Genomic DNA, 14,296 nt, shown 5'->3' with positions numbered 1-14,296 from the left:
CGCAGGTTTTCCTCGCGTCTACCAGGATTCAGCCATTGCGCAGGTGCAGTGCTCGATCAGCGCCTGCACGCGGGCGGGGATGCGCACGCCGCTCGGGGTGATGGCCACCACCGCATTGGGATAGTTCGGGGCTTTGAGGTCGCGGAAGGCCAGCGGCCGGCCCTCCACGGAGACTTCGGCGTTATTCGGCCGGCGCATCAGCAGCCCGTAGCCCAGCCCGCGGCCGACCATGGCAGAAACCAAAATCATCTGCGGCACGGACGCGACAATTTTGGGCGTCAGGCCTTGGGAGGCGAATAGCTGCATCTGGTAATCGGTGCTGGGCTCGGACTCATACATGATTAGCGATTCATCGGCGAGATCTGCCAATTCTAGGGGCCGCTTAAGTTTGGCCAGCCGGTGCTCGGGGTGCAGCACTACTTGCATTTCTGTGCGGTAGATCTGTTGTTTATCCAGTTCCGCGGGCAGCGCCAGATCGTAGACAAAAGCAACATCCAGCTCGCCGGTGCGCAGCGCGGGCAGTAATTGATCATGGGTTCCTACCCGCACTTCCAGCTGCACGGCCGGATGGTCGAAGCCTTGCAGGGTGGCCGGAATTAGGTGCGGTGAGAGTGAGGCGAAGCAACCAAAACGGACCGGCCCGCGTAATTTTCCGTCGCTTTGCGGGAAGGTTGCACTCAGCTCGCCAACGTCGACCAGGATTTTTCTGGCCATCGTCGCGAAGTGGTGCCCGGAGGCGGTGAGGCTAAAGCCGTGGGCCTTGCGACGCAGGCATAAGCTCTCGCCAGCTAGGCGTTCGATCGTGGTAATCGCTTGGGACAACGCCGCTTCGGAAATGCGCAATTCGCTGGCCGCCGAGCCAAGGGTTGTGTGCCCGGGTAGCTCGGCCATGATTTCTAAATGGCGCATCGAATACATAAGCTCACCTTCAGAAGTTCTGCATAAATTTGAAGTTTTTCTTACCTGTATCCACTGTCACACTGAAGTGATCCACAACTCAGGGTCGAGTGACAGGTGTCCGAGCCCCCGCTCGCAAGGGAAGCTTCATGACAACAGCACACGCCACCAAGGCGAACCAACGACGCGTCGCCTTCGCCACCGTCATCGGCACCACCGTGGAGTGGTACGACTTCTTCATCTACGCCACCGCCGCCGACTTGGTCTTCTCCAAGCTCTTCTTTGAACCCGCAGGCCAGGAGATTGCGCTGCTGATCTCCTTCGCCTCGGTAGGCCTATCCTTCCTCTTCCGCCCACTCGGTGCGTTTTTGGCCGGGCACTTTGCGACAAAATCGGCCGCCGGGCCATGCCGGTACTCACCCTGGCGCTGATGGGTGCCTACACCACGCTGATCGGCGTTCTGCCGACCTACGAAACCGCTGGACTATGGGCGCCGGTGCTGCTCTTGTTATTGCGCATCTTGCAGGGTATCTCGGCCGGTGGCGAATGGGGCGGAGCGGTGCTCATGGCGGTGGATCACGCACCCGAAGGCCACCGAGGCCGAAATGGTTCCTACCCGCAGGTTGGCGTGCCGCTGGGCATGCTGCTCGCCTCGGGCACCATGGCACTGATGACCGGGGTGGTTTCTCCGGGCGACGCGTTTATGGCCTGGGGCGGGCGAGTGCCATTCCTCGTCTCGATTGTGCTGATCCTGGTGGGCTACTTTGTCCGCCGGTCCGTGGACGAGTCCCCGGTGTTCGAGGAGATCGCCGAGCACAAGGCGCAGACCAAGGTACCGGTCTTGGTGCTGTTCAAAAAACACTGGCCGCTGGTCATCGTCGCCGCGCTGGTATTTGCCGGCAACAATGCCGCCGGGTACATGACCACCGGCGGGTTCTTCCAGTCCTACACCACCAACCCAGAAGGCCCCATTGGCCTGGAGCGCACCGATGTGCTGGTGGCGGTGGCCTTTGGTGCCGCGATCTGGCTGGTCATGACGCTGGTGGCCGGGCTGCTGTCAGATAAGATCGGCCGCAAGCGCACCTACCAGCTGGGCTTCATCGTCTTGGCGCTTTCGCTATTCCCGGTTTTTGCCCTCGTGAACACCGGCTCCTTGGGACTGCTCTACGTAGCCTTCGGGCTGTTCTCCATCGGCCTGGGTCTGACCTACGACCCGCAGGCAGCGCTGTACTCCGAGCTCTTCCCCGCCTCGGTGCGTTTCTCCGGCGTCTCGATCTCCTACCCGATCGGAGCGATCGTCGGCGGCGCGTTTGCACCGACGATCGCTCAAGCGCTGGTGCAGGCCACCGGTGGAACCACTGCGGTGGCCGTGTACCTGCTGATTGTGGTGGCGGTATCCTTCACCGCGGTCTCGCTGATTCGCGATCGCAGCGGCATCGATTTGTCCTTCCGCAACCAGGCCGAGCAGGAAGTCGGTGCCCTGGTCTTCGACGCGCGCCGTGCACAGCCGGTGAAATCCACGCAAGACGCCTAATTAAACACGGAAGGCCCGCCTTGTAAGCGGGCTTTCCGTGTTTAAGGATTACTTCTTGGTGCGTAAGACTTCCAGACGCTGCCGGTACTCGGTGTCGTCGATCTCCCCGGGGGCGAAGCGTTCGCGCAACACCCCTTCTGCACTGGCCGGACCTTGGTGCGCCAACGGCGGCGCTTGAAGGTGAAGATCAACAAGCCGATCACCAGGAACCAGAAAATCGGGAAGAACCAGAACGGGCCTGGTCCGTAGCTTGCGGCGTGGGCGAGAGTCGTGAACATGATGCTCCTTGGATCGTGGGAACTGATGCATCCACTCTCCCTCGTTCCGCCCGCCAGCACATCCGCCTACGGAAGACACTGTGCTCTGACCGCGTACTCCCCCGGGCAGACTGCCGGTACGCTAGGCCATGTATCGGGTGGTGCCCCGCTGATTGATGCGTTGCACCGTGCCCGGGATGGTGAATATGTCGATTATCAGCAAGATCCACAGCACGCCCAAAGGCACCCAGCCGATCAGGATGAAGGTCGTAGCCCAGCCGACGACACCCAGGGCCAGGTACACGACGCCCGCCACTACCTGTCCGAGGTAGAACTTGTGGATGCCCAGCTGGCCGAGGAAGAACCACAGTACATAGGCCAGCAGCATGCTCTTCTGGTTCACCACAACAATGTGGTTGTTAATTTGGATGGGCTGCTGGTGCTCGTAGGGGCGCTGTGGCTGGCCGCCAGTATTTTCCGTCATGATACCTCGCTAGTGATCGTTGTGTGATGATTCCACCACTTTATCCGACAACTTGAGAATTGCGTCCCAATCCGGCGTGGGTTACGCGTTGTCCAGCGCTTGACCGGGCGCGATCAATCCGGATTCGTAGGCCAGGACCACCAGCGAGGTGCGATCGCGGACCCCTAGCTTGCCAATGATCCGCGAAACATGGGTTTTTGCGGTCAGCGGGGTGATAAAAAGTTCAGCTGCGATCTCCGCGTTGGTTTTCCCGGTGCCGATCTGCACCAGCACTTCGCGCTCCCGGGCGGTCAGCTCGGCCAGCCGCGGATCGTTGGGAAGCTTCTTCTGGATCCCGGCGGCCACTTGGCTCAGCAGGGTACGGGTGACACTGGGCGAGAGCAGCGAATCGCCTGCCGCCACAATGCGCACCGCCTCGATCAGCTGTGCCGGCTCGGTGTCTTTCACCAGGAACCCGCTGGCTCCGGCGCGGATCGAGTCCAGAATGTACTCTTCGAGCTCGAAGGTGGTCAGCATGATCACGCGGGGGCAGATCGGCGGTGATCTGCGCGGTCGCAGAAATTCCGTCACCGTGCGGCATGCGGATATCCATCAGTACGACGTCCGGTGTGGTGGCGCGCGCCAGCTGCACCGCCTCGGTGCCACTGCCTGCGGTGCCCAGCACCGACATGTCGGCTTCGGCCTCCAGCAACGCGCTGGACCCGGCGCGAATCAGCGACTGGTCGTCGACTATCAGTACGCCGATGCTCATGGATTCTCCTGGGGTGCCGGGTAAGATGCCTGCGCTGAGAGTAACGGTACCGCCTAAGGCCTGAACACGTTCGCGCAATCCGCGTAGGCCGTTGCCCTCTTGCGCGAGGCCTAGTCCGATCCCGTCATCGGCCACGCTCACCTGCGCCCGCGTTTCGGTGAGCTGCACGGCCACTTCCACTCGACTGGCCTTGGCATGGCGTACGACGTTGGTCAGCGATTCCTGCACCACCCGGTAAATCGTGTTCTCCACTGCGTCATCCATCCAGACAGGCGCGCTGCTCGGCGGTGAGTAGTGCGTTTGGAGCCCGGTGAGCTGGGCGAGCAAATCCGGCAGCTGTTCCAGGCGCTGGCTGGGGATGCGCGGGGCGTCTTGGCGGAGCACCGAGAGGACCTCGCGCACGTCGTTCAGCGACTGTGCGGACCCCGCCTTGATATTGGTCAGGGCCTCAAGCAGTTTGGCCGGATTGAGATCCTTTTCGGCCAAATGCAGGGCGACCGAAGCCTGCACGTTGATCATCGACAGGGAGTGCGCGACCACGTCGTGAATGTCGCGGGCGATCACCAGACGTTCCTGATCGGCGTGGTGCTTAAGCTGCTCGGCTTCGGCGCGGTGGCGCTCAATGCGGCGCAACCTCCCGGCCCGGGCCAGCTCCGCACCCAGCAAGAGCACCACCAGCCAGATCAAGCTGAACAGCGGCGGGGACCCTCGCCACTGGAACAGTCCGGCGGCCCCGGCGGCGAAGGCGGCGGCCGATCCCCAGGCCCACCACCGCGCCCCGGAAAACAGGGCGAGCACCAGGGCGATCGCCATCGATACGGCGAAAGGGCCCGGCGGGAATCCGGCCACCACGTGGGCCAGGGCGACCGCGGCGCATCCGGCCGCGGTCAGGCCCGGCCATCGCCGGCGGAAAATCAAGAGGACCGGCCCGGCCAGCAACAGCGCCACCGTCCCGGCCGTGAGATCGACGCCTTGGCGCCAAGCAGCCATATGCGTGCCCACGATCTGGATGACGGCGACGGTCGCGGGGAGGAACAGCGCTCGTCTTCTCATGAAACTGAGGATACTCTGGCGGGCCGGGTCAACACATGCCACTGGCGGTGTGCGCACTGTACTCCCGCAAGAGTACGGAGCGCACGCTTAGGGAAGGCGCGGGCTGAGACTAGCGGGCGTTGCGCTCTGCGGCTTCCACCACGTTGTTGAGCAGCATCGCGCGAGTCATCGGGCCCACACCGCCGGGGTTCGGGCTGATCCAGCTAGCAACCTCGGCCACGGCTGGGTCCACGTCGCCGGTGACCTTGCCGTCAACGCGGGAGACACCCACGTCGAGCACGATCGCGCCGGGCTTGATGGCGTCGGCCTTCACAATATGTGGCACGCCAGCGGCGGCGATGATGACATCTGCCTGAGCCAGAAGTTCTGGCAGGTTGGTGGTGCCGGTGTGTGCCAGGGTAACCGTCGCGTTCACGCTACGACGGGTCAGCAACAGCCCGACCGGACGGCCAATGGTCACGCCGCGACCTAAGACCAGCACGTGCTTGCCGTTCAGATCGATATCGTGGCGGGCCAACAGGTCTACACAACCCAGCGGGGTGCAAGGCAGCGGCGAAGTCATCGGGCGATTCACGTTGGCCACCAGACGGCCAAGGTTCATTGGGTGTAGACCGTCGGCGTCCTTGGAAGGATCCATCGCCTCGAGGATGACGTCCTGGTCGATGTGCTTAGGCAAGGGCAGCTGCACGATGTAGCCGGTGCATTCCGGATTTTCGTTCAGTTCGCGGACCTTGGCCAGCAGTTCATCTTGGGTGGTTTCCTCGGGCAGATCCACGCGGATCGACTCGATGCCCACCTCGGCGCAGTCCTTGTGCTTGCCGCCGACGTACCAGGCCGAGCCCGGATCGTTGCCGACCAAGATGGTGCCCAGACCGGTGGAGTGACCAGCAGCCTTCAGCTTGGCCACACGTTCAGCAAGTTCCTGCTTGATGGTGGCCGCGGTGGCCTTTCCGTCGAGAATGCGTGCGCTCACGCGTATCCTTCCGTAGGCGCCTCGTTGCCAAGGCGGGTGGTGTGCAAACCCAGGCGCGCGGCTCGCACGATTAGCTCCCCGGTGGTTACCCACCTAACGCCAGTCACGCGTTCCAGTGTAGCGAAAATCGGTTCGGGAATGAGAGCGCAGTGCGCAGGGTTACCTTTGGATGTGTACTCAACAATTGTGATCGGGTCCGGGCAAGCCGGGCTCTCAGCTGCCCACCATCTGGCCAAGCGCGGTGTGGACTTCCTCGTGCTCGATGCAAACCCCGGTCCTGGAGGCGCGTGGCAGAACCGTTGGGATTCGCTCACCTTGGGCGCGACGCACCATATTCACCCGCTACCAGATTTCCCGTTGGAGAATCAGGACTCCACCCGGCCCGCGTCGGCCGTGGTTAAGGAGTACTACGGCGAGTACGAGCGACGCTTCAACTTACCGGTGCGTCATTCGGCCACGGTCACCTCGGTAACGCGGGTGGAGAACCACTTTGAGGTGCACGCCGATCAGCTCTACACCGCTCGCACCGTTATCAACGCGACCGGCACCTGGTCCAACCCGTTCTGGCCGGTGTACCCCGGACAGTTTGACGGACCACAGGTGCATACCAACGGGTTCATCTCCCCGTCCCAGTTCTCCGGGCGAGTGCTAGTAGTCGGAGCCGGGGCTAGCGCCACACAATTTATTGTGCAGCTGCGTGAGGCCGGGGTCGACACCCTCTGGTCCACTCGGCGAGCGCCCGATTGGCGGGAGTTCACCGGCGCCGAATGGGGGCTGGATGTGGAGCGGCAGGTTAATGAGCGCACTCGTGCTGGGTTACCGCCCAAGTCGGTAGTCGGTACCACCGGTTTGCTGCTGAACGAGAAGATGCGCGCCGGGATCACTTCCGGGGCGCTGGTTTCCCGCGGCAAGATCGCCCGACTGGAATCTGACGCGGTGGTGTTTGTCGACGGAACGCGGGAGAAGATCGACGCGATACTCTGGGCGACCGGCTTCCGTCATGCCCACCGCCATTTGCGCAACCTCAAACTTCATACCGAGGCCGGCGGCATCGTGATGGAGGAAGATGGGGTTTCGGCTTCCGCGATGCCGGGGATCTTTTTTGTCGGCTACGGTGCCTCGGCTTCTACGTTGGGGGCCACCCGGGCCGGTCGAAAGGCTGCGCTGGCTGCCGCGAAGTACTTGGGCGACGCAACGTAGATCACGCAATTGGTAGAAAAACGCTGGCGGGCGCTAACTTAGAACCCATGAACCAGTACATCGTCACCCTGTCTTGCCTCGACCGCCCCGGTATTGTCCACGCCATTTCCGGAGGTCTTTTGGGTGCCGGTTGCAATATCACCGAGTCGCAGCAGTTCCTCTCCCCCGAGACTGGCACGTTCTTCATGCGGATCCAGGTTGAGACCGAACAGTCCTTGGATCAGGCTCGTGCGTCTTTGGCACCGATTCGCGATCAGTTTGCGATGTCGTTGAAGGTTGCTGACGCGGCCGATCGGGTGCGCACCATGATCATGTGCTCTAGGGCCGGCCATGCGCTCAATGACCTGCTCTTTGCGCAGCGTGCCGGAACGCTGGCCATCGACGTGCCGGTGATCGTCTCCAACCACCTGGATCTCAAGCCGATGGCAGATTTTTACGGTGTGGACTTTGTGCACCTGCCAGTAACCAAAGAGAACAAGTCGCAGGCTGAAGCGGAGCTGCTTAAGCTCGCAGAAGATTACGACATCGAACTGGTGGTGTTGGCCCGCTACATGCAGATCCTCTCCGACTCGTTGTGCGAGCGGATGGAGGGGCGCGTGATCAACATTCACCACTCGTTCTTGCCTTCCTTTAAGGGCGCCAAGCCTTATCACCAGGCCTACGCCCGCGGTGTGAAGCTGATCGGCGCGACCGCACACTACGTCACCGCGGATCTGGATGAGGGGCCGATCATTGATCAGGAAGTCACTCACGTGTCGCACACCCGCACCGCCGAGCAATTAGTGGAGTTGGGTCGTAGCGTTGAGGGTCGCACACTGACTCGTGCCGTGCAGTGGCATGCCGAGCATCGCGTGATGCTCGACGGTCAGCGCACAATCGTCTTCTCGTAACTCGCACCGGGCTCGCCCGCCAATTAGAGTAGGTGGCATGAGCCACATTATTACTATTGACGGGTCGACTCCCCAGGTCGGCAACAACGTATTTATCGCACCCACCGCCGTGTTGAGCGGAGACGTGGTCCTGGCCGATCAGGCCAGCGCCTTCTACGGGGTGTCTGTGCGCGGGGATTCGGCCCCGATTCGCGTTGGTGTTGGCACCAATTTGCAGGACAACGTGGTGCTTCACGCCGATTCGGGTTTCCCTTGCACATTGGGCGCTGGAGTATCCGTGGGACATTCGGCGGTAGTGCACGGTGCCACCGTGGGCGACGGTTGCCTGGTGGGTATGAGCGCGACCATTATGAATGGCGCGGTCATTGGTGAGCAGTCGTTGGTGGCCGCCGGGGCGCTAGTACTCGAAGGCACACAGGTTCCGCCGCGTTCATTGGTTGCCGGTGTGCCGGCCAAGGTGCGCCGTGAGCTCAGCGATGAGGAAGTGGCCGGGCTGAACGTCAACGCCGAGCACTACCTTGAACTATCTGCCAAGCATTTGGCTGCGAACGCCTAGGCTTCAGCAAATTCTAGGGCCAGCGCTCCAGCCCGCCACCCGATCGTCAGCTGCTGCGCCATGGCTTCTGCGTCAAGCGCCTCGTTCGGCGTCATGAAATAGGTATTAACCCGGAGCTTTTGTTCGGGATCAAGTTCCGTGGAGAGCAAGACCAGTGGCCGGTGGCCGGCGATCTTGACCGTCCGGAAGAGTCCGCAGTGCCGGCCGATGTGGTGGATCGGGCAGTTAAGGTCGGCCGAGGCGATGTCGGTGCGTCCGCCCTTTTCCCACGGATCCAGATGGTCCAGTTCGCAACGTTCGGCGGGCATACTGCAGCCAGGGTAGGAGCAGCCTCGGTAGGCGGCCCGGACCGCTCGGCCTTGGGCCTTGGAGAAGAGCCGTTGAGTTCGACCGAGGTCCAAGGGCAGAGAAGCGCCATTGAGTACTAGCGGGTAAATGCCGGCGGTACACAGCGCGGCCCTGGCTTCACCGGGCGATAACGGGATTCCGCTGGAGGTGACGGCGAAATCTTGTGCTTGGCGTTGCATCTTTTCCCAGTTCATCACGATGCTCACCTGCGCTGAGCCGAATCCCGGTTCAGGCTGCGAATCAGTTGTCCGGTTAGTCATGAGTAAGGCCATCAGGCCGATCAACCGTCGTCGTTCGGGCTTCATCTCTTCCCACGGAGCTGCGGGTTCCGGAGTTTGTGAGTCGCTCGAATCGGCCGGTGCGTCGTCGGGATCCTCGCTGTCAGGATCGTCGTCCGGATCGTCGCTGCCCGGATCTTCGTCCGGATCGTCGGCGGCGGGTGAGTCGTCCGGATCCTCGTCGTCCGGGCCGGAGCGGTTTCCACCCTTGGCCCAGTCGGGCATTGATTCTTCATCGTCCCAGTCGCTGCCCGGCTCGCCGGTGAAATGAGCCTCGGCGTCCTTTAGACGCTCGCGGTTGCCGGCCACGGTGGCAGGGTTATCCACCTTGGCAAAAAATGCCTCAATGAACGCGGCGTGCGAGGGCAAAACTCGCAACACATATTCCACGAGTCCCTGGCGCGTGCCCCGCTTGAAGATGCCGATGCATTCAAGCAGGGCTTTAAGTGGGCGCTTGCCGGATTTCACTTCGGCGACAAGGTCATTGATGTGTTTGCGGGCTGACTTGGGTTCGGCGTTGAGGAAAGCAACGGATTTGGCTTGGAGCTGGCGCAGTTTGTCCCGGCCGGCTTTGCCCGCGCCCAGATCTTTGCGGGCCGAATGCAGTTTGCTTGCCGTTGCGGCAACGAGCCGCGGGTCCACGGTAGGGTCGGTGAACGTGGCGGCGAGTTCCGGCAGCCACGGATCGAGCTGTTGGCCAGCCTCATCAATCCGGCCAATGAGGCAGTCGGCTTGGACCAACCGGTCCCCCGCGGTACTGCGCGGAATGTCCAACCAGTCATGCATCAACCCGCGGGCACTTTTGAAGTGAGTGCGCCCGGCGATGGTGTGGCCATGGGTGGCTTCGATCTGTTCCAGCGTGGGGTTGATGCCGGAGTCGGTGATGGCTTGAAAGGAGGCTTGATCAAGTTTGTGCGCGCCGGTGCGACGAAGCGCGTGGGCGGCGTGAAGCTGTGTGCGCGATTGCTGCTGGCCGAGGTGCTCGGTCAAGAGTGCAAAATAGGCCGCGTGGCCGGCGGTCAGATCTGTCTGGGACAACACAGCAGTAGCGCTGGCGGTCAGTTGGGCCGCCGTGGCCAGATCTTTGAGTGCTTGTGCTGTGTCCATGGAAACGAGTTTGCCCCGCAGTGACTGATCTGCGGGGCAAGCTCGAACGGGCTGTGGATATTTACGCGGTAGCGAAGGCGGATGCGCTCTGCCGGGTCCCTTGGGTTACGGGCTTGGCCGCGGATCGCGAGGCGTTCGACGCTGCGCGGGCGGCAATCAGTCCACGTTCCAGATCGGCGATCAGATCTTCGACCTCTTCGATGCCCACCGAGAGACGGACTAGGTTGTCCGGGATCTCCAGTTCGGTGCCAATCAGCGATGCGTGAGTCATTTCGCGCGGATAACAGACCAGCGATTCCACCCCGCCTAAGGAGACCGAGAGCTGGAAGTACTCCATGGATTCAGCGAAGGCGCGGGCGCCGGCTTCATCGGTGAGCTGCAGCGAAACAATGCCGCCAAAACCGCGCTGCTGGCGCTTGGCCAGTTCGTGCCCGGGGTGGGTTTCCAGACCCGGGTAGTACACGCGGGTCACTTCTGGCTGCGCGTCAAGCCAGCGGGCCAGCTTATCGGCGGTGGAACAGTGACGTTCCATGCGCAGGCCCAGGGTTTTCAGTCCGCGGGCGGCCAGGTAGGAATCCTGCGGTCCGGCCACCGCACCGCCGGCAAACTGCTGGTAGCCGACCGCTTCGGCCAGGGACTGGCCGCGGAAGAGGTGATCGGCCACAATTACCGCACCACCGAGCACGTCGGAGTGCCCGCCGATGTACTTGGTGGTGGAGTGAACTACCGCGTGCGCGCCGAAGTCCAGCGGGCGCTGTAGATAAGGGGTAGCGAAGGTGTTATCAACCACCAGCAGGGCACCAATTTCCTTGGCCAGCTGGGCCCAGCCGGCTAGATCGGCGATGCCAAGCAGTGGGTTGGACGGGGTTTCCACCCAGAGCAGGGCGGTATTGGGTTGCAGTGCAGCTCGCACCGAATCCAAGTTGGTGATGTCTACCGCCGAGGAGGTGATGCCCCATTTGCTGTGCAATTTGGAGATCAACCGGTTGGTGCCGCCGTAACCGTCGGCGCCCAGAACGATGTGATCGCCCGGTTCCAGCACGGCACGCAGCAGCGCATCTTCGGCGGCGATACCTGAGGCGAAGGCAAAACCGGCCGCGCCGTTTTCTAGGATGGTGAGCTGGTCTTGGAAACCATCTCGAGTGGGGTTGGAGCCGCGGGAGTATTCGTGCCCGGATCGCAGTACGTTAATACCGTCCTGGATGAAGGTGCTGGTCTGGTAGATCGGCGGAACAACGGCGCCGGTGTGTGGGTCTTTTTCCTGGCCTGCGTGTACGGCCTGAGTGTTGAAGCCAGTCATCATGCTCCTTGAGTTTGTGGGGCCAGGGCCCGGTTTAGTGCATTATCAAGCGCGCGGTTCAGGTCTGCGAGCAGATCCACAGGATCTTCAAGCCCGACCGAAAGGCGCAGGGTGGAGGCGTTCAGGCCAGCGTCGGCCAACTGATCGGCCGAGAGCCGGCAATGGGTCATGGTGGCCGGGTGCAAAATCATCGTGCGGGTGTCCCCCACGTTCGCGGCCAAACTGATCAGTTCTAGCCCATCAATCACCGGGGAAACTAGCGACGGGTGTGCCAACTCGATGGCCAGCACGCAGCCGGTGCCCTTGGGGGTGAGCTGTTGGGCCACGGTGTGGCTCGGGTGGCTGGATTGTGAGGGGTGATGGATGGCCGCGATGCCCGGGTGGCCGGAGAGCTCTTGGATCAGGGTGCTCACGCTGCGCTGTACATGCGCTGCACGCACCGGCAAAGTTTCGATGCCGGCCAAAATGCCTTGGGCGCTGGCCGGAGCTAATGCCGGACCTAGATCGTGCAGGAACTTGGAACGCACCAGCATCGCATAGGCAGCAGAGTCGTGGCGTTCGAGCAAGGAAGTATTGTTCAACCGCACGCGTGGGGCGGCAATCTGTGGCCAACGCAGCGGATCGGAGAAGTCGAACTTTCCCGAATCCACCACCACGCCGCCAAGTACCGAGCCATGGCCGGCCAGACCCTTGGTGGCCGAGTGGACCACAATATCCGCGCCAAAATCTAGCGGGCGGAAGTTCAACGGGGTGGCCAGGGTGTTATCCACGACCACCGGGATGTTGTGCTCGTGGGCGATCGCCGAAATAGCGGGAAGATCGGCCACCGTGCACAGCGGGTTGGACACGGACTCTAGGAAAAACGCGCGGGTCTCATCCTCGATGGCCCCGGCCCAGGCTGCCGGATCGGCTTGGTCAACAAAGCTGACGCGGATGCCAAAGTCGGCGAAGGAGTCGGTCAGTAGGTCCACCGTGCCGCCGTATAGCGAGGAAGACGCCACAATGTGCTTAGGTCCCTGGGTCAGCGCCAACAGGGACAGTGAAACAGCTGCCTGTCCCGAGGCGGTGGCCACCGCCTGAGCTCCACCTTCCAGCGCGGCTACACGCTGTTCGAGGATCGAAACGGTGGGGTTACCGGTGCGTGAGTACGTGAACCCGGACTGGCGCATAGCGAACTTTTCGATCGCTTCAGCATGGGATTCAAATTGGTACGCTGCGGAGTTATGTAGTGGTGGCAGCATCGGGCGGAAATCTCCGCTTGGTCGATACCCTGCGTGGACCGCGTCGGTTCCTTGGCTCATAGCTCCTTCTCGTTTCCTAGCGAGGGAGTGCACCGAAAGATGTAACCCGTACCAAAGCCCGAACACTGACTTGGTACGAGGCACAGTGCGCTTAAAAGCGTTCGGAACTGCTCCATCGTCCCTGGCATTAGCACCTTTCGGTTTCCCGATGGTTGCTGCGACGTCTTCGAGCCAGATCTCTTAGTCGCTCTTGATGGTTTGTTGTTCTTCCATGGTTCGATATCTGCCCCGGGCGGCGCAAGCGGCATTGGGCTCACGGCTTCATACAAGGTCGCCACGCTTCATATGTCGCCAAGTTGTCATGATGACACGGGGTTTACGACCTGTTTATGACGCGCCACTTTGAGCATAATCCGTGGAATCTAGCAGTTTTGCCCTGCTAGTGTGACGACTCGAAGGCTAGAGATGACACACTGTTACGGTTTTAGCCCAGCACCTCAACGTCAAAGCTGGCGACCACCGCACGCACTTCTTCCAAATAACGCTGCGCTTGATCGGTGAGCGGGATCCCGGCGTGGTCGATCCAACCGATCTCGATTCGCTCGTCGATGGACAGCGGGATGGCAACGATGGAGGGATCAAGCTCGTCGCTGATGATGCCGGTGGAGATGGTGTACCCGCCCAAGCCGATCATGAGGTTAAAGATCGTGGCGCGGTCCGAGACTTGAATTTCGCGTTGGCTTGAACGGGTGGAGAGCACCTCTTCGGAAAAGTAGAAGGAGTTGTTTGCACCCTGGTCGAAGGTAAGCCGCGGCAGGTCCTCGAGGTCTTCAAGCGTCACCTGTGCACGCGAGGCCAGCGGGTTGCTGCGCGAGATAAAAATGTGCGGATCGGCCAAGAACAGCGGATGGAAGACAAGCCTGGATTCGCGCAGCAGCTTGTCGATCACTTTCCGGTTGAAGTCGTTGCGGTACAAGATCCCAATGTCGCTACGTAGAGTGCGTACGTCCTCAATGATTTCCTCGGTGCGGGTCTCACGGAGCGAAAATTGGTACTCCTCTGCGCCGCTGGCCTGAACCATGCGCACAAAGGCATCAACCGAAAATGAGTAGTGCTGGGTGGAGACGCCCAGCAGTCGCCTTGCGGAAGGACGGCCGAGGTAGCGATGCTCCAGCAGCTCCACCTGCTCCAGGACCTGTCGGGCATAGCCGAGGAATTCCGCGCCTTCGGCGGTGAGCGTCACGCCCCTCGCGGATCGCATCAGCAAGGTGCGCCCCACTCGTGATTCGAGCTCTTTCATGGCCGCGGACATGCTGGGCTGCGCGACGTAAATTAGGTCGGCGGCACCGGAGATGGAGCCCTCGGTAGCGACCGCGGTGAAGTAGCGAAGCTGTTGCAATGTTAAACCGCTTGTTCCTTGAACCATA

At 61.7% G+C, this 14,296-nt stretch carries 13 protein-coding genes, 1 pseudogene and 2 riboswitches; of the genes and pseudogenes, 4 read left to right on the top strand and 10 right to left on the bottom strand.

The features are described from left to right. Positions 1-18: 18 nt before the first annotated feature. On the bottom strand, positions 19-918 hold the full coding sequence (locus ACT3RW_RS03450) for a LysR family transcriptional regulator (protein ID WP_444612832.1): 900 nt from the start codon (positions 916-918) through the stop codon (positions 19-21). A 128-nt stretch (positions 919-1,046) separates the two neighbouring features. Here ACT3RW_RS03450 and ACT3RW_RS03445 point away from each other — a divergent pair. Continuing rightward, positions 1,047-2,431: pseudogene (locus ACT3RW_RS03445) on the top strand (MFS transporter). A 48-nt stretch (positions 2,432-2,479) separates the two neighbouring features. On the opposite strand, the gene ACT3RW_RS03440 reads toward ACT3RW_RS03445, so the two are convergent. The 5 genes from ACT3RW_RS03440 to ACT3RW_RS03420 form a co-directional block, all read right to left on the bottom strand. Then, positions 2,480-2,740 (bottom strand): hypothetical protein, encoded by a 261-nt coding sequence (locus tag ACT3RW_RS03440; protein WP_444612831.1) that lies wholly within the window; start codon positions 2,738-2,740, stop codon positions 2,480-2,482. Between the two features lie 90 nt (positions 2,741-2,830). Continuing rightward, positions 2,831-3,172, bottom strand: a complete 342-nt coding sequence (locus tag ACT3RW_RS03435; RefSeq protein ID WP_131090227.1) for a TM2 domain-containing protein — start codon at positions 3,170-3,172, stop codon at positions 2,831-2,833. Positions 3,173-3,253: 81 nt separating this feature from the next. Then, positions 3,254-3,445: a response regulator transcription factor gene (locus tag ACT3RW_RS03430; protein WP_444612830.1), complete on the bottom strand. Its 192-nt coding sequence runs from the start codon at positions 3,443-3,445 to the stop codon at positions 3,254-3,256. After that, the gene (locus tag ACT3RW_RS03425; protein ID WP_444612829.1) at positions 3,396-4,721 is read right to left on the bottom strand and encodes an ATP-binding response regulator; all 1,326 of its coding nucleotides are present in this window, start codon (positions 4,719-4,721) and stop codon (positions 3,396-3,398) included. The genes ACT3RW_RS03430 and ACT3RW_RS03425 overlap by 50 nt, the downstream gene beginning before the upstream one ends. A gap of 364 nt (positions 4,722-5,085) precedes the next feature. Continuing rightward, positions 5,086-5,949: a bifunctional methylenetetrahydrofolate dehydrogenase/methenyltetrahydrofolate cyclohydrolase gene (locus ACT3RW_RS03420; RefSeq protein ID WP_444612828.1), complete on the bottom strand. Its 864-nt coding sequence runs from the start codon at positions 5,947-5,949 to the stop codon at positions 5,086-5,088. Positions 5,950-5,989: 40 nt separating this feature from the next. Further along, positions 5,990-6,066, bottom strand: a riboswitch (ZMP/ZTP riboswitch). A gap of 54 nt (positions 6,067-6,120) precedes the next feature. Here ACT3RW_RS03420 and ACT3RW_RS03415 point away from each other — a divergent pair. Genes ACT3RW_RS03415 through ACT3RW_RS03405 form a run of 3 tightly spaced genes read left to right on the top strand, consistent with a single transcriptional unit; the run spans position 6,121 to position 8,595 of the window. Further along, positions 6,121-7,149 carry a flavin-containing monooxygenase gene (locus tag ACT3RW_RS03415; RefSeq protein ID WP_444612827.1) on the top strand — a complete coding sequence of 343 codons (1,029 nt, stop codon included), beginning with the start codon at positions 6,121-6,123 and terminating at the stop codon, positions 7,147-7,149. A gap of 47 nt (positions 7,150-7,196) precedes the next feature. Then, the gene (gene purU / locus ACT3RW_RS03410; RefSeq protein ID WP_444612826.1) at positions 7,197-8,039 is read left to right on the top strand and encodes a formyltetrahydrofolate deformylase; all 843 of its coding nucleotides are present in this window, start codon (positions 7,197-7,199) and stop codon (positions 8,037-8,039) included. 37 nt (positions 8,040-8,076) lie between these two features. Continuing rightward, on the top strand, positions 8,077-8,595 hold the full coding sequence (locus ACT3RW_RS03405; protein WP_444612825.1) for a gamma carbonic anhydrase family protein: 519 nt from the start codon (positions 8,077-8,079) through the stop codon (positions 8,593-8,595). Here ACT3RW_RS03405 and ACT3RW_RS03400 read toward each other — a convergent pair. From ACT3RW_RS03400 to ACT3RW_RS03385, 4 genes are all read right to left on the bottom strand, one after another. Then, positions 8,592-10,328: an HNH endonuclease signature motif containing protein gene (locus ACT3RW_RS03400; RefSeq protein ID WP_444612824.1), complete on the bottom strand. Its 1,737-nt coding sequence runs from the start codon at positions 10,326-10,328 to the stop codon at positions 8,592-8,594. The two genes, ACT3RW_RS03405 and ACT3RW_RS03400, sit on opposite strands and share 4 nt — an antisense overlap. 61 nt (positions 10,329-10,389) lie before the next feature. Then, positions 10,390-11,628: a cystathionine gamma-synthase gene (locus ACT3RW_RS03395; RefSeq protein WP_444612823.1), complete on the bottom strand. Its 1,239-nt coding sequence runs from the start codon at positions 11,626-11,628 to the stop codon at positions 10,390-10,392. Then, a complete protein-coding gene (locus ACT3RW_RS03390) occupies positions 11,628-12,929 on the bottom strand; it encodes an O-acetylhomoserine aminocarboxypropyltransferase/cysteine synthase family protein (RefSeq protein ID WP_444612822.1) in 1,302 nt (433 codons plus the stop codon). Before ACT3RW_RS03390 ends, ACT3RW_RS03395 begins: the two co-directional genes overlap by 1 nt. 109 nt (positions 12,930-13,038) lie before the next feature. Continuing rightward, positions 13,039-13,129, bottom strand: a riboswitch (SAM riboswitch). A 224-nt stretch (positions 13,130-13,353) separates the two neighbouring features. Then, positions 13,354-14,295 carry a LysR family transcriptional regulator gene (locus tag ACT3RW_RS03385; RefSeq protein ID WP_444612821.1) on the bottom strand — a complete coding sequence of 314 codons (942 nt, stop codon included), beginning with the start codon at positions 14,293-14,295 and terminating at the stop codon, positions 13,354-13,356. Position 14,296: the final 1 nt, after the last annotated feature.

Source organism: Glutamicibacter sp. AOP5-A2-18, assembly GCF_052446055.1.
GTDB lineage: Bacteria > Actinomycetota > Actinomycetes > Actinomycetales > Micrococcaceae > Glutamicibacter.
Note: the sequence above shows the minus strand (reverse complement) of the source record. Positions and strands in the feature narration are given on the sequence as shown.

Bases quoted from the DNA above. Each gene is read 5' to 3' on its own strand.
- ACT3RW_RS03450 (WP_444612832.1), bottom strand. From the start codon at position 918: ATGTATTCGATGCGCCATTTAGAAATCATGGCCGAGCTACCCGGGCAC.
- ACT3RW_RS03440 (WP_444612831.1), bottom strand. From the start codon at position 2,740: ATGCATCAGTTCCCACGATCCAAGGAGCATCATGTTCACGACTCTCGC.
- ACT3RW_RS03435 (WP_131090227.1), bottom strand. From the start codon at position 3,172: ATGACGGAAAATACTGGCGGCCAGCCACAGCGCCCCTACGAGCACCAG.
- purU (WP_444612826.1), top strand. From the start codon at position 7,197: ATGAACCAGTACATCGTCACCCTGTCTTGCCTCGACCGCCCCGGTATT.
- ACT3RW_RS03405 (WP_444612825.1), top strand. From the start codon at position 8,077: ATGAGCCACATTATTACTATTGACGGGTCGACTCCCCAGGTCGGCAAC.
- ACT3RW_RS03400 (WP_444612824.1), bottom strand. From the start codon at position 10,328: ATGGACACAGCACAAGCACTCAAAGATCTGGCCACGGCGGCCCAACTG.
- ACT3RW_RS03395 (WP_444612823.1), bottom strand. From the start codon at position 11,628: ATGACTGGCTTCAACACTCAGGCCGTACACGCAGGCCAGGAAAAAGAC.
- ACT3RW_RS03390 (WP_444612822.1), bottom strand. From the start codon at position 12,929: ATGAGCCAAGGAACCGACGCGGTCCACGCAGGGTATCGACCAAGCGGA.
- ACT3RW_RS03385 (WP_444612821.1), bottom strand. From the start codon at position 14,295: ATGGTTCAAGGAACAAGCGGTTTAACATTGCAACAGCTTCGCTACTTC.